General features: G+C 72.6%; 12 protein-coding genes. 9 read left to right on the forward strand and 3 right to left on the reverse strand.

The features are described 5' to 3' along the window. Positions 1-23 precede the first annotated feature (23 nt). The 6 genes from ACFQH9_RS02230 (at position 24) to ACFQH9_RS02255 (ending at position 6,786) form a co-directional block, all read left to right on the forward strand. Complete coding sequence (locus tag ACFQH9_RS02230) at positions 24-653, forward strand: ANTAR domain-containing response regulator (protein WP_379563614.1); 630 nt, start codon at positions 24-26, stop codon at positions 651-653. A 375-nt stretch (positions 654-1,028) separates the two neighbouring features. Beyond that, positions 1,029-2,261, forward strand: a complete 1,233-nt coding sequence (locus ACFQH9_RS02235) for a branched-chain amino acid ABC transporter substrate-binding protein (protein ID WP_379563616.1) — start codon at positions 1,029-1,031, stop codon at positions 2,259-2,261. Between the two features lie 100 nt (positions 2,262-2,361). Further along, positions 2,362-3,288, forward strand: coding sequence for a branched-chain amino acid ABC transporter permease (locus ACFQH9_RS02240; protein ID WP_379563618.1), 927 nt, complete (start codon positions 2,362-2,364; stop codon positions 3,286-3,288). After that, a complete protein-coding gene (locus ACFQH9_RS02245) occupies positions 3,285-5,060 on the forward strand; it encodes a branched-chain amino acid ABC transporter permease (protein ID WP_379563620.1) in 1,776 nt (591 codons plus the stop codon). The genes ACFQH9_RS02240 and ACFQH9_RS02245 overlap by 4 nt, the downstream gene beginning before the upstream one ends. After that, positions 5,057-6,064 (forward strand): ABC transporter ATP-binding protein, encoded by a 1,008-nt coding sequence (locus ACFQH9_RS02250; RefSeq protein ID WP_379563622.1) that lies wholly within the window; start codon positions 5,057-5,059, stop codon positions 6,062-6,064. Before ACFQH9_RS02245 ends, ACFQH9_RS02250 begins: the two co-directional genes overlap by 4 nt. Next, entirely contained in the window at positions 6,064-6,786 is a 723-nt protein-coding gene (locus tag ACFQH9_RS02255; RefSeq protein ID WP_379563624.1) for an ABC transporter ATP-binding protein, read from the forward strand. The genes ACFQH9_RS02250 and ACFQH9_RS02255 overlap by 1 nt, the downstream gene beginning before the upstream one ends. Before the next feature lie 84 nt (positions 6,787-6,870). Here ACFQH9_RS02255 and ACFQH9_RS02260 read toward each other — a convergent pair whose 3' ends face one another. The 3 genes from ACFQH9_RS02260 to ACFQH9_RS02270 are packed head-to-tail and all read right to left on the reverse strand — an operon-like array spanning position 6,871 to position 9,214. Continuing rightward, positions 6,871-7,296, reverse strand: a complete 426-nt coding sequence (locus ACFQH9_RS02260) for a hotdog fold thioesterase (protein ID WP_379563626.1) — start codon at positions 7,294-7,296, stop codon at positions 6,871-6,873. Positions 7,297-7,319: 23 nt separating this feature from the next. Then, positions 7,320-8,399 carry a DNA glycosylase AlkZ-like family protein gene (locus ACFQH9_RS02265; RefSeq protein WP_379563628.1) on the reverse strand — a complete coding sequence of 360 codons (1,080 nt, stop codon included), beginning with the start codon at positions 8,397-8,399 and terminating at the stop codon, positions 7,320-7,322. Beyond that, entirely contained in the window at positions 8,396-9,214 is an 819-nt protein-coding gene (locus ACFQH9_RS02270; protein ID WP_379563630.1) for a class I SAM-dependent methyltransferase, read from the reverse strand. Before ACFQH9_RS02270 ends, ACFQH9_RS02265 begins: the two co-directional genes overlap by 4 nt. A gap of 320 nt (positions 9,215-9,534) precedes the next feature. Between ACFQH9_RS02270 and rpsA the strand changes: the two genes are divergently transcribed. The 3 genes from rpsA (at position 9,535) to coaE (ending at position 13,116) form a co-directional block, all read left to right on the forward strand. Continuing rightward, entirely contained in the window at positions 9,535-11,004 is a 1,470-nt protein-coding gene (rpsA, locus tag ACFQH9_RS02275; RefSeq protein ID WP_379563632.1) for a 30S ribosomal protein S1, read from the forward strand. Positions 11,005-11,180: 176 nt separating this feature from the next. Then, the gene (locus ACFQH9_RS02280) at positions 11,181-11,891 is read left to right on the forward strand and encodes a hypothetical protein (protein WP_379563634.1); all 711 of its coding nucleotides are present in this window, start codon (positions 11,181-11,183) and stop codon (positions 11,889-11,891) included. A gap of 25 nt (positions 11,892-11,916) precedes the next feature. After that, on the forward strand, positions 11,917-13,116 hold the full coding sequence (coaE, locus tag ACFQH9_RS02285) for a dephospho-CoA kinase (RefSeq protein ID WP_379563636.1): 1,200 nt from the start codon (positions 11,917-11,919) through the stop codon (positions 13,114-13,116). Positions 13,117-13,163 lie beyond the last annotated feature (47 nt).

The following is a 13,163-nucleotide window of genomic DNA, read 5'->3' on the forward strand; positions in this document are numbered from 1 at the left end:
GCATGCCTAAGGAGAACCCACCCGTGAGCCAGCCAGTGTCCGAGGACAAGCCGACCGACGACGGACCCGCCGTCGGCTGGCGGGTCCTCGTGGTGGAGGACGAGGCGCTGATCCGCCTCGACCTGACCGAGATGCTCGGGGAAGAGGGATACCAGATCGCGGGCGAGGCCCCCGACGGCGAGGCCGCCATCGAGATGGCCCGCGACCTCAAGCCCGACCTCGTGATCATGGACGTCAAGATGCCGAAGAAGGACGGCATCGAGGCGGCCGCGACGATCGTCGAGGAGAAGATCGCGCCGGTCGTCATGCTGACCGCCTTCAGCCAGCGCGACCTCATCGAGCGGGCGCGCGACGCCGGCGCCATGGCCTACCTGGTCAAGCCGTTCGCCCGGCACGAGCTGGTGCCCGCGATCGAGCTCGCCGTGTCGCGCTTCGCCGAGAAGCGCGCCCTCGAGGACGAGGTCGCCACGCTGCACGACCGCTTCGAGACCCGCAAGGTCGTCGACCGCGCCAAGGGTCTGCTGATGGCCAAGCAGAACATGACCGAGCCCGAGGCCTTCCGGTGGATCCAGCGCACCGCGATGGACCGCCGCACCACCATGAAGGCGGTCGCCGAGGCCGTCATCGAGGGGTTGGCTCCCGCGAAGGGCTGAGCGGAGCTCGCCGAGCGAGCCACCCCACGAGGCCGTCCCGGCCGAGCCGGGCCGGCCTCGTCGCGTTCTCCGGCCCATACGTATCGTTACTCTGCGGTAATGACCCCGGCGGAAGTGCGAGCTTCGCCACGTGCTAATGGCGTCTGCGCTGGTCAGCGCCTTGCCAGTTGATAACGATCTGATAACTCACCACCGCGGGTGAGTGGATCGTGACGCTGCGCGAAATCCGATTGCGGTCTGGTAAAGCTGCCGCCGCTCGGGATGACGCCGCCCCTCCCGGTGACCTAACGTCCGCGGCGCTTCCGGCGTCTGTCCGGGGGCCTGGCGGGGGCTCGGGGGACCGCCTACGACGTGGTTGGCACGGAAGGACAGAACATGAGTCGGACGCGGAAGGTCGCTGCGACCGCCGCCCTGCTCGCGGGCGCCCTCGCGCTCACCGCGTGCAGCACCAACCGGGAAGAGGCGACCGGCGGGGGCGGAGGGTCCTGCGACACCAGCAAGGGCACCCTCGTCGTCGGCTTCGTCGCGCCGCTCTCCGGCGGCCTCTCGGCCCTGGGCCTCGGCATGAAGAACTCCACCGACCTCGCGGTGAACCAGGCCAACCAGAACTGCACCGTGCCCGGCTACCGGCTCGCGCTGCAGGCCGAGGACGACCAGGCGACCGCCCAGGTGGCCGGCCAGGCCGCCACCAAGCTGGCCTCGGACCCGAACGTCGTCGGCGTGATCGGGACCCTGAACTCCTCCACCGCCCAGTCGGCGGCGCCGGTCCTGGCGAACAAGAAGATCGTCGAGATCTCGCCGGCCAACACCAACCCGGCGCTGACCCAGGGCGACAACTGGCAGACCGCCCCGGCGCGCCCGTTCCCGACGTACTTCCGCACCGCCACCACGGACGCCATCCAGGGCCCCTTCGCCGCCCAGTACCTGGTCCAGAAGGCCGGCAAGAAGAACATCGCGGTCATCGACGACGGCAAGACGTACGGCGCGGGCCTGGCGGCCCAGTTCGCGGCCGAGGCGCAGAAGCTGGGCGCCAACGTCGTCGCGCGCGAGAAGGTCGGCGAGAAGGACACCGACTTCTCCGGCGTGATCGCGAAGATCCGCCCGTCGAACCCGGACGCGGTCTACTACGGCGGTGAGTACCCGGTCGCCGGCCCGCTGTCGAAGCAGCTCGCGGACGCCGGCCTCAACATCCCGCTGATGGGCGGCGACGGCATCGTCGACAAGACCTACGTCTCGCTCGGGGGTCGCCAGGGCGACCTGGCCACCAACGTCGGCGCCCCGCCGGAGCAGCTGCCCAGCGCGAAGGCCTTCATCGACGCCTACCAGCAGGCCGGCTACTCCGAGCCGTTCAGCGCCTACGGCGCGCTGACCTACGACGCGGCCAACGTCCTCATCCAGGGCCTGGCGAAGGCGGTCGGCAACGGCACCTTCTCCGACGCCACCCGGGACGGCCTCATCCAGGCGGTCCAGGCCACCAACCTGCAGGGTGCGACGGGTGCCATCTCCTTCGACCAGTTCGGCGACACCACCAACAAGGTGCTGACCGTGTACTCGGTCCAGGGTGGCGAGTTCCAGCCGCTGGAGACGGGCACCTACCCGGCCGGCTGACGCGCATCCCCGACCCGGGGACACGCGACGAGGAAGCACGTGAGCGGGGACGGGACACCACCCGTCCCCGCTCCTGCACGCGGTGGAGGAGACCCCTCGGTTGTCCACGTTCCTTTCCCAAGTCGCGAACGGGCTGGTGCTCGGTTCGCTGATCGCGCTGATCGCGCTGGGCTACACGATGGTCTACGGGATCATCCAGCTGATCAACTTCGCGCACGGTGAGATCTTCATGGTCGGCGCCTACGGCGGCCTGGCCACCCTGACCTACGTCCTGCCCACCGCCATCGCCACGACCTGGTACTTCGCGCTGCCCATCGCCCTGGTGGCCGGCGCGCTCGTCGCGATGCTCATCGCCGTGGCCATGGAGCGCTTCGCCTACCGGCCGCTGCGCAACGCACCACGCCTCGCCCCGCTGATCACCGCCCTCGGCGTGTCGGTCGCGCTGCAGGAGGCGATGCGCGTGTTCTACCCGGGGGCCACGGCGGCCCTCCCGTTCCCGAACCTGTTCATCGAGGGCACCCTGGTGATCCCGATCGGGGACGGCGTGCCGATCCGGTACGTCGGCATCCTGCTGATCGTCATGTCGCTGGTGCTGGCCTTCGGCCTCGAGCGGTTCATCGAGCGGACCCGGCTGGGCCGGGCCATGCGCGCCACCTCCCAGGACCGGGACGTGGCACGGCTGATGGGCATCGACCCCGACCGGGTCATCGTGCTGACCTTCGCCATCGGCGGCGCCCTCGCCGGGGTGGCGGGCGTGCTGTACGGCAGCTACCTGAACAACATCAACATCGACATGGGCTTCCAGAACGGCATCTTCGCCTTCACCGCGGCGGTGCTCGGCGGGATCGGCAACATCCGCGGCGCGGTGGTCGGCGGGCTGGTGATCGGGCTGGTCAAGGCCCTGGCCGGGCAGTACCTTCCCGGTGGCACGGCCTACGACTACGTCTGGATCTTCGTGGTGCTGATCGCCGTCCTGGTGTTCCGGCCCCAGGGCTTCTTCGGCGAGTCCGAGCGGGTGCGCGCATGACCACCACCGCGACCCCCGTCCCGCCGGCCGCCGCCGCGGCGCCGCGGCACACCGGCCGGCTCGCCGGCCTGCTCAACGCCGCGGCCCCCCGCTCGAAGGCCCTCATGATCGTGGGCGGGGTGCTGACGATCGTCGGCGCGTACCTGCCGTGGGTCACCTTCGTGCTCAACGAGGGGCCCTACCCGGAGAAGGCGACCCTCAACTTCTTCGTCGACCCGTTCGGCGTCACCGGGTTCCGGCTCGACCTCGTGGTCCTGGGCCTCGCCGCCGTCGTCGTGGCGCTGCTCCGGATCCCGGCGCGGCACCGCATCGTCCGCGGACTGGGGTGGGGCGCCACCGTCGTCGCCCTGATCAACGGCCTGTGGATCACCGTCGAGGGCGGCGGGCTCGGCGCGATCACCGCCTCCGAGGGCACGGTCGCGTTCGGCGCGATCGTCGCCCTGGTGGGCGGCCTGGTCACGGTGCTCGGCGCGCGGGCCGGCGGGCTCGAGCCGAAGCCGGTGTGGACCTGGCGGCTGCCCTGGTGGGTGGAGTGGATCCTGCTCGTCGTCCTGTTCGTGATCGTGCTGCTGGTCGTCGCGGCGGTGCTCACGAGCGGCGGCCAGGGCGGGGTCGTGAACCCCTACGCCGGCGTCGTGTTCCTGTCCCTGCTGGCCGCCCTGGGCGGCGCGATCGCCGCCCTCAACGCCTCCGGCCTGCTCACCTGGGTCTCCGCGGTGTCGGAGCGGCACCGGACGTTCAGCGTGATCGTGCTGCTGATCGTGGCCCTGCTGCTGCCGCTGACCAGCGCCGGCACCGAGTACTGGATGACGGTGGCGTCGAACATCGGCGTCTACGCGGCCACCGCGATCGGGCTCAACATCGTGGTCGGCCTCGCCGGCCTGCTGGACCTCGGGTACGTCGCGTTCCTGGGCATCGGCGCCTTCGTGGCGGCGAACCTGTCCGGGGCGGCCGCCTCGCAGATCGGCATCCACCTGCCGTTCCTGCTGGTCATGGTCATCTCGGCCGTGGTGGCGGGGCTGTTCGGCGCGATCGTCGGTTCGCCGACCCTGCGGGTGCGCGGCGACTACCTGGCGATCGTCACGCTGGCCTTCGGTGAGATCTTCGTGCGCAGCGCGCAGAACAACATCGGCGGGCTGACCGGCGGCGCCAACGCCATCCCGAACATCCCGGCCGTCGCGGTCGGGGACTTCCAGTTCTCCGACTCGATCACGATCGGGAGCGTGCGGCTGCCGTCCGGCGTCCTGTACTACGTCCTGATCGTGCTGCTGGTCGCGGCCGTCATGCTGGTGTTCGCGCACCTCAAGAACTCCCGGCTCGGCCGGGCGTGGATCGCGATCCGCGAGGACGAGGACGCGGCCCGCGCCATGGGCATCCGGACCGGCCCGATCAAGATCCTGGCGTTCCTCATCGGCGCGATGCTCGCCGGCCTGGCCGGTGCGTTCTTCGCGCACAAGACGGCCGTCGTCGCCTACGACTCCTTCCGGTTCCTGGAGTCGGTCACGCTGCTCGCCGCGGTCATCCTCGGCGGCATGGGCACGATCCCCGGCGCCGTGCTCGGCGCCTCGATCCTGTTCGTGCTGCCGGAGAAGCTGCGCGAGTTCTCCGAGTACCGGCTGCTGCTGTTCGGCCTGGCGCTGGTGCTCATCATGCGGTTCCGGCCGCAGGGCATCGTGCCGGACCGGCACCGCAAGGCGGAGCTGACCGACCCCGACGTCGAGGACGTCGCCAAGGAGGGCCCCGGGCCCCTGCCGACGAGGGTGGAGCCGTGAGCGAGAACCCCCAGGCCGCCGACGGCACCGGCGGCCCCGACGGCACCGTGGCGCCCGAGCCCCCCGTGGAGGCGGAGGCCCCTCCCGAGGAGGTCACCGCCGAGCTCGCGGAGGACATGCACATCGCCACCGGCACCCGGGAGCCGATCCTGGTGACCTCCGGGGTGACGATGCAGTTCGGCGGCCTGCGGGCCCTGAGCGACGTGAACCTCGCGCTGCACGAGGGCGAGATCATCGGGCTGATCGGGCCCAACGGGGCCGGGAAGACGACCTTCTTCAACTGCCTCACCGGGCTCTACACGCCGACGTCGGGCCAGGTCACCTTGCGCGGCAAGCCGATGCCGCAGGACCCGGCGCGGGTCACCGAGGCGGGCGTGGCCCGGACGTTCCAGAACATCCGGCTCTTCCCGTCCATGACGGCCACGGAGAACGTCCTGGTGGGCCGGCACGTGCGGATGAAGCAGGGGCCGGTCTCGTCGCTGCTGCACGGGCCGCGGTTCCGGCGCAGCGAGGCGGAGGCGGCCGAGCGGGCGGAGAAGCTGCTCGCGTTCGTCGGGCTGACCCGCTTCGCCGACGAGCTGGCCCGCAACCTGCCCTACGGCGACCAGCGCCGGCTCGAGATCGCCCGCGCGCTCGCGACGGACCCGTCGGTGCTGCTGCTCGACGAGCCCACCGCGGGCATGAACGCGCAGGAGACCGAGGCGACCCGCCAGCTGATCTTCGCGATCCGCGACCTGGGCGTGTCGGTGGTGGTGATCGAGCACGACACCAAGTTCATCTTCACGCTGTGCGACCGGGTGCTGGTGCTGGTGCAGGGCGAGCTGCTGGTCGAGGGCTCGCCGGACGAGGTGCGCGGCGACCCGCGGGTCGTGGAGGCCTACCTGGGCGCGCCGCCCGAGGAGGTCGAGGCACAGCTGGCCACCGGCGCCCCCACGAACGGGGCGGGCACGGCGGGCACGACACCGGCCACCGGACCGGGAACGGCAGAGGGGAAGTCCGAGTAATGGCGTTCCTGTCCGTCCGCGACCTGGTGGTCGCCTACGGCGCCATCCAGGCCGTCCGCGGCGTGACGTTCGACGTCGAGCAGGGCCAGATCGTGTCCCTGATCGGTTCGAACGGCGCCGGCAAGACCACCACGCTGCGCACCCTGTCCGGGCTGCTCCGGCCCGTCTCCGGGACGATCGAGTTCGACGGCACGCCCATCCAGAGGATGCCGGCGCACGAGATCCTGTCCCGGGGCGTGGCGCACAGCCCCGAGGGCCGGCGGCTCTTCGCCCGCATGACGGTCGAGGAGAACCTGCGCCTCGGCGCCTACACCCGTAAGGACGAGGCCGGCATCGCGCAGGACATGCAGCGCGTGTACGACCTGTTCCCGGTGCTGGGGGAGCGGCGCACCAACAAGGCCGGGCTGTTCTCCGGCGGTGAGCAGCAGATGCTGGCGATCGGCCGGGCGCTGATGTCCCGCCCCAAGCTGCTCATGCTCGACGAGCCGTCCATGGGGCTCTCGCCGATCATGACCCAGCGGATCTTCGACACCGTCCGGGAGCTGCGCGACGAGGGCACCACCGTGCTCCTGGTCGAGCAGAACGCGCTGGCCGCGCTCGCGTTGTCGGACAGGGCCTACGTGATCGACCTGGGGCGCACCACGCTGTCCGGCACGGGGGCCGAGCTCCTCGCCGACCCGCGGGTGCAGGAGGCCTACCTCGGCGAGAACGTCGGCACCTGAGCGCCTTCCGCCGAACGGCGCTCTCGCTCACCTACACGTGAGCGGGAGTGCCGTTCGTGCTTCCGGACGGGGCGGGACCGGGGCTCAGACCGTGGGCTCGGTGTCCCGGTGCAGGCAGGTGAGCTTGGCGGTGCAGGTGCGCCGGCCCTGCTCGTCCGTCAGGACGATCTCGTGGGTCGAGGTGCTGCGGCCGACGTGCAGGGGCCGGGCCACGCCCGTCACGTACCCCTCGGTGGCCGCCCGGTGGTGGGTGCACGCCAGCTCGAGCCCGACCGGGAAGCGTTCCGGAAGGGCGTGCATCGCGGCGAGCACCGAGCCGAGCGTCTCGGCCAGCACCCCGCTCGCCCCGCCGTGCAGCAGGCCGTACGGCTGCCGGTTGCCCTCCACCGGCATCCGGCCGCGCACCTCCTCCAGCGAGGCGGAGAGGAGCTCGATGCCCATCCGGTCGTTCAGCTGGCCCGCCGTCGTGGGGCCGTGCAGGGAGCGGAGCTGGGAGGCGTCGATCGGCACCTGGAGGACCCTATCCCGCGGGTTCAGGCCCAGACGAGCTCGGTGCCGGCGCGCTCGGCCACGGCCCGGCGCGTCGCCGCCGGGAGCGGGGCGAAGAGGCGCACCGTGATCGTCGCCTCGCCGGAGCGCTCCCACACCCCGGCCACCCGCCCGTCGACGACGAGCACCGGGGAGATCCACCCGGCCGTCCGGCTGACCTCGCGCTCCCGTCCCTCCGGGATCGCCCGGCGGCGGTGGCTCAACGGCGCGATCACCCACGGGTCGAAGCCGGGCAGCAGGAAGGGGCCGTCGCCGGGATGCACGCCGTCGGCCGGCACGGCGGCGAGCCCGTCGGCGTCCTCGGACCGGACCACGAACCCGGGTTCGGCCTCGACCTCGACCGGCACCACCGGGGCCCGCCTGATCCAGCGCTTCGCCGGCGCGGGCTGCTCGCCCCACCAGCGGGCCACGTCGCCCGCGGTGGCCGGGCCGTTGGCCGCGAGGAACCGGAGCAGGACCGTCTCGTTCGCCTCGTCCGCCGGCCACTCGTCGAGCGGGCGGCCGAGCCAGCCGGCGGGGGAGACGAAGGTGCCGTCGGGGCCCGAGCAGAGCAGCCCGCGGGCGGCGGCCGGCTTCAGCAGTGCCCCCCAGCCGGTCGCCATGGGCCCGGCGACCTCCGGCCGGCCGAGGTCGGCGCACACCCGTTCGACGAGCTCGGCGCGGCCGACCGGCTCCGCGCCCAGCACCCGCCCGATCGCCGCGGTGATCGCGTGCAGCGTCTCGCCGGACACCCCGTGCTCGCGCTCCCACGAGGGCGGGAAGCGGCGCCGCGACTCGCGGTCGGTCAGCGCGGCGGTCCAGAGCCCGAGCTCGTCCGCCGGCAGCAGGTGCAGCGTGCCGCGCATGGCCCAGGTCCGGACGAGGCTCCGGTCGGTCCACAGGGGCCCGTCGACGCCGGTCCCGCCGCGCACGGCCGCGATGGCCGCGCTGCTGGAGGCGACCTGGGCGTGGATGCCGGTCAGCCGCCGGGCGAGCTCGACGGGATCGGGCTCGGGCACGGTGAGCCGCTGCCGCTCCGCGCGCCAGCGCGTGACCTGGCGCCACGTGACCCGCAGGGCCGTCATGCCGGCCGGTGGGTCACGAAGATCGCGGTGCCGGGGAAGAGCTCGCCCCGCAGCGGCGACCACTGCCCCCAGACCCGGTCCAGCCCGTCGGGCCACTCCGGCTCGACGAGGTCGTCGAGCACCAGCCCGGCCGCGACGACGTCGCGCACCCGGTCCCCGAGCGTCCGGTGGTGCTCGACGTAGGTGGCCCGGCCCTCGCCGTCGACCTCCACGTAGGGGGTCCGGTCGAAGTACGACTGGGTGACGGTCAGCCCGTCCGGCCCGGGGTCGTCGGAGAACATCCAGCGCATCGGGTGGTTGACCGCGAACACCCAGCGGCCGCCCGGCCGCAGCACCCGGTGCACCTCGCGCATCACCTGCACCGGCTCGGCCACGAACGGCACGGCGCCGAAGGCCGAGCAGGCGAGGTCGAACGCGCCGTCGGCGAAGGGCAGGTGCTCGGCCCCGGCCTGGACCAGGGGCACGTCGATCCTGGTGCGCGCGTTCAGCTCGGCGGCGGCCCGGAGCATTCCGCGGGACAGGTCCAGCGCCACCGGGTGCGCCCCCTGCCTCCTCAACCAGCGCGAACAGGGCGCGGAGCCGCACCCGACCTCCAGCACGCGGCGCCCGGCGACCTCGCCGAGCAGGCCGGCCTCCGCCTCGTGCAGGCCCTCCGGGCACCACACGAACTCGGCCTCGCCGATGTCCGCGCCGTGCTCCGCCAGATAGTCGGCGGCGTCGGCGTCCCACCACGCCCGGCTGGCCCGTTCGGACTCCGCCGGCCCCACCGTCCGGCGGGCGATCCCGGCCGTCCCGAGCGCCTCCTCGGCGCTCATCGCGGGACCCGGCGCGGCGTCCGCGGGTTCATGATCGATCCACCCGACACGTGCAGCTCACGCCCCGGATCGTCCCAGTTCCGCACCGGGGACCCGCATTGCCCCGCTGATCGGGTGCCGCGTAGCATTGCCCGTACCCGTGGTCAACGTGCGCGGTGCCGGCTCGGGCTGGTGCGCGAGGGGCTGCCGGCGCGAGGGCGACCGCGGGGAATCGACGATCGAAGGTGACTGTTACACGCATCATCCAGTCACGGCTACACCACGACCGGCCGCCCGTGACGCGGCCACAACCGAAGACATCCACCGGAGCACCCCACTACATGTCCACCGACACCACCGCCGCCCCGACCACGCCGCAGGTCGCCGTCAACGACATCGGGTCGGAGGAGGACTTCCTCGCCGCCATCGACCAGACGATCAAGTACTTCAACGATGGCGACATCGTCGAGGGCACCATCGTCAAGGTCGACCGTGACGAGGTCCTGCTCGACATCGGCTACAAGACCGAGGGCGTCATCCCCTCGCGGGAGCTGTCGATCAAGCACGACGTCGACCCCGCCGAGGTCGTCGAGGTCGGCGAGTTCGTCGAGGCCCTCGTCCTCCAGAAGGAGGACAAGGAGGGCCGGCTGATCCTGTCCAAGAAGCGCGCCCAGTACGAGCGCGCCTGGGGCACGATCGAGGCCCTCAAGGAGGCCGACGAGCCGGTCGAGGGCACCGTCATCGAGGTCGTCAAGGGCGGCCTGATCCTGGACATCGGGCTCCGCGGCTTCCTGCCGGCCTCGCTGGTCGAGATGCGCCGCGTCCGCGACCTCCAGCCGTACGTCGGCCGCAAGATCGAGGCCAAGATCATCGAGCTGGACAAGAACCGCAACAACGTGGTCCTGTCCCGCCGCGCCTGGCTGGAGCAGACCCAGTCCGAGGTCCGCAGCGAGTTCCTCAACCAGCTGGCCCGCGGCCAGGTGCGCAAGGGCGTCGTGTCCTCGGTGGTCAACTTCGGTGCGTTCGTCGACCTCGGCGGCGTCGACGGCCTGGTGCACGTCTCCGAGCTGTCCTGGAAGCACATCGACCACCCGTCCGAGGTCGTCGAGGTGGGCCAGGAGGTCACGGTCGAGGTCCTCGACGTCGACCTGGACCGCGAGCGGGTCTCGCTGTCGCTCAAGGCGACGCAGGAGGACCCGTGGCGCCTGTACGCCCGGACCCACGCGATCGGCCAGATCGTCCCGGGCAAGGTCACCAAGCTGGTGCCGTTCGGCGCGTTCGTGCGCGTCGAGGAGGGCATCGAGGGCCTGGTCCACATCTCCGAGCTGGCCGAGCGCCACGTGGAGATCCCGGAGCAGGTCGTCCAGGTGGGCGACGACGCGATGGTCAAGGTTATCGACATCGACCTCGACCGGCGCCGCATCTCGCTCTCGCTGAAGCAGGCCAACGAGGGCATGACGGTCGACACCGAGTTCGACCCCACCCGCTACGGCATGGCGGCGGAGTACGACGACCAGGGGAACTACATCTACCCCGAGGGCTTCGACGTCGACACCGGCGAGTGGAAGGAAGGCTACGAGGAGGCCCGGGCGGCCTGGGAGAAGCAGTACGCCGAGGCCCACGAGCGCTACGAGCAGCACATGACGCAGATCCGCAAGGCCGCCGAGGCCGAGGAGGAGGCGGGTGCCGACACCGGCGCCGCCAACTACTCGTCCGGTGGCGGCGCCTCGCAGGAGGCGCAGAGCGGCGGGTCGCTGGCCAGCGACGAGCAGCTCGCGGCGCTGCGGGAGAAGCTCTCCGGCGGGGCGTGATCCCGGCCTGAGCCTGACGCGCGGCTGACGAACGGCCCCGGTCCCTGGCGGACCGGGGCCGTTCGGCGTCTCCGGGTACTCCCCCGGGTGACGCGGGGATCACGATCGGGCTGCGTTCCGTGACGACCCGGGCGCGCCACGTGTAACGATCATGCATCTCGACCTACGGTTGATCCATGCGTTTCGGGGGACGTGTGGTGGCGATGCTTGCCGTGGGGCTGGGCGTGCTGACCGCCTGTTCCACCGCCACCGGGGAGGAGGCGTTGCCCGTCCCCACCTTTCCCGCGTCCGCCGCCGCGGGGTCGGGCGCGGGCCCCACGAAGATCGCCCTCGCGGAGGACTGCGGCACCCTCCTCGCGCCGGACGATCTCGGCGCACTGTTCGCCCGTCCCATCGGGTCCACGGCGTTGCGGACCATCCGGGGCGTGCCGGAACCGTCCGTGAACCGCACCGAGCGGATCGGCTGCCGGTACTCGGCCAGCGGCCCCGGCGGCGGGAACACGTTGCTGGACATCAACATCGGGCGCTACACCGACGCCGCGGCGGCCAAGCGGCAGTGGCAGCTGAACACCAACGCCGAGCGGTCCGACGGGCGGTCGCGCGACCTGGCGATCGGGGCCGCGCCGGCGGTGGCGGTCGAGCGGGGCACCGAGACGGTGCTGGCGGTCGTCTACGGGGTGGACACGCTGACCTTCGTGCTGCCGGCCGCCGCACGGGCCCCGGGGGCCCCGGTCGACCGGCTCGTCGACCTCGCGCTGCGTGTCCTGCCGAAGGACGGCGCCACCCAACCGGCCCCGCCCGAGACGAGCACGCCGCCGGCCCCGGCCGTCGCGCCCTCGACCACCACCGCGCCGGCCTCGGTGGCCCCGGTCGCCGCCGCCGGATGATCCACCCGCCGGTACGGTCGACGCCGTGCTGCAGATCGGGCTGACGGGCGGGATCGGCGCGGGCAAGTCCACCGTGTCGCGGCGGCTGGTGGAGCTGGGCGCGGTCCTGGTCGACGCCGACCTGATCGCCCGCGAGGTGGTCGCCAAGGGGTCGGAGGGGCTCGCGCGGATCGCCGAGGCGTTCGGCCCCGAGGTCGTGCGGCCGGACGGCGAGATGGACCGCCCGCGGGTCGCCTCGCTCGTCTTCGGGGACGACGCCAAGCTCGCCGTGCTGAACGGCATCACCCACCCCTTGATCGCCCGCAGGCAGGCCGAGATGGTCGCGGCGGCCGGCCCCGGCGCCGTCGTGGTGCACGACGCCGCGCTCCTGGTCGAGATGGGCAACGCGGCCCGCTTCCCGCTGGTCGTCGTCGTGCACACGGACGCGGAGCTGCGCGTGCGCCGGCTCGTGGAGAGCCGCGGGATGAGCGAGGAGGACGCCCGGGCACGGATCGCCACGCAGTCCTCGGACGCCGAGCGGCTGGCCGTCGCCGACGCGGTGCTGGACAACGACGGCTCCGAGGAGGAGCTGCGCGCCCGGGTCGACCGGCTCTGGCACGAGCGGCTGGTGCCCTTCGAGGAGAACGTGCGGCTCGGGCGGGCGGTCCGCGGGGGCGCCCCGGTCCTCGTCGAGCCGCGGCCGGGGTGGGCCGAGCGGGGAGCCCGGCTCGCCGCCCGGGTGGCCCGGGCGGCGGGGGAGCGCGGCCTCGGCGTGGCGCACATCGGGTCGACGGCCGTGCCGGGACTGCCCGCGAAGGACGTCACGGACCTGCAGCTCGCGGTCGCCTCGCTGGCCGACGCCGACGCGCTCGACGAGCCGCTGCGCGGGATCGGGCGCGTCCGGCTCCCCGGGATCACCCGGGACGATCCGAAGCCGGCCGACCCCGACCCCGAGCACTGGCGCAAGCGGTACTACTCGGGCGCCGACCCGGAGCAGCGCGTGCACCTGCACGTGCGGGTGCGCGACTCGCCCGGGTGGCGCTACGCCCTGCTGGTGCGGGACTGGCTGCGGGCCGACGAGGCGGCGCGCGAGGAGTACCTGCAGGTCAAGCGGGCGGCCGCGGCCGAGTGCGCGGGCGACGCGGACGCCTCGCGCTACGTCGAGCGCAAGGAACCGTGGTTCGACGCCGCCCTCCCGAGGGCGGAGCGATGGGCCGCGGGAGCCGGATGGGTGCCCTCGTACTAGGCTGATCGGGCGTAAATCGGGCGGGGGTTCGCTGTAACGGGGGACGG

The sequence above is a fragment of the Pseudonocardia lutea genome (genome assembly GCF_042658055.1).
Classification (GTDB): domain Bacteria; phylum Actinomycetota; class Actinomycetes; order Mycobacteriales; family Pseudonocardiaceae; genus Pseudonocardia; species Pseudonocardia lutea.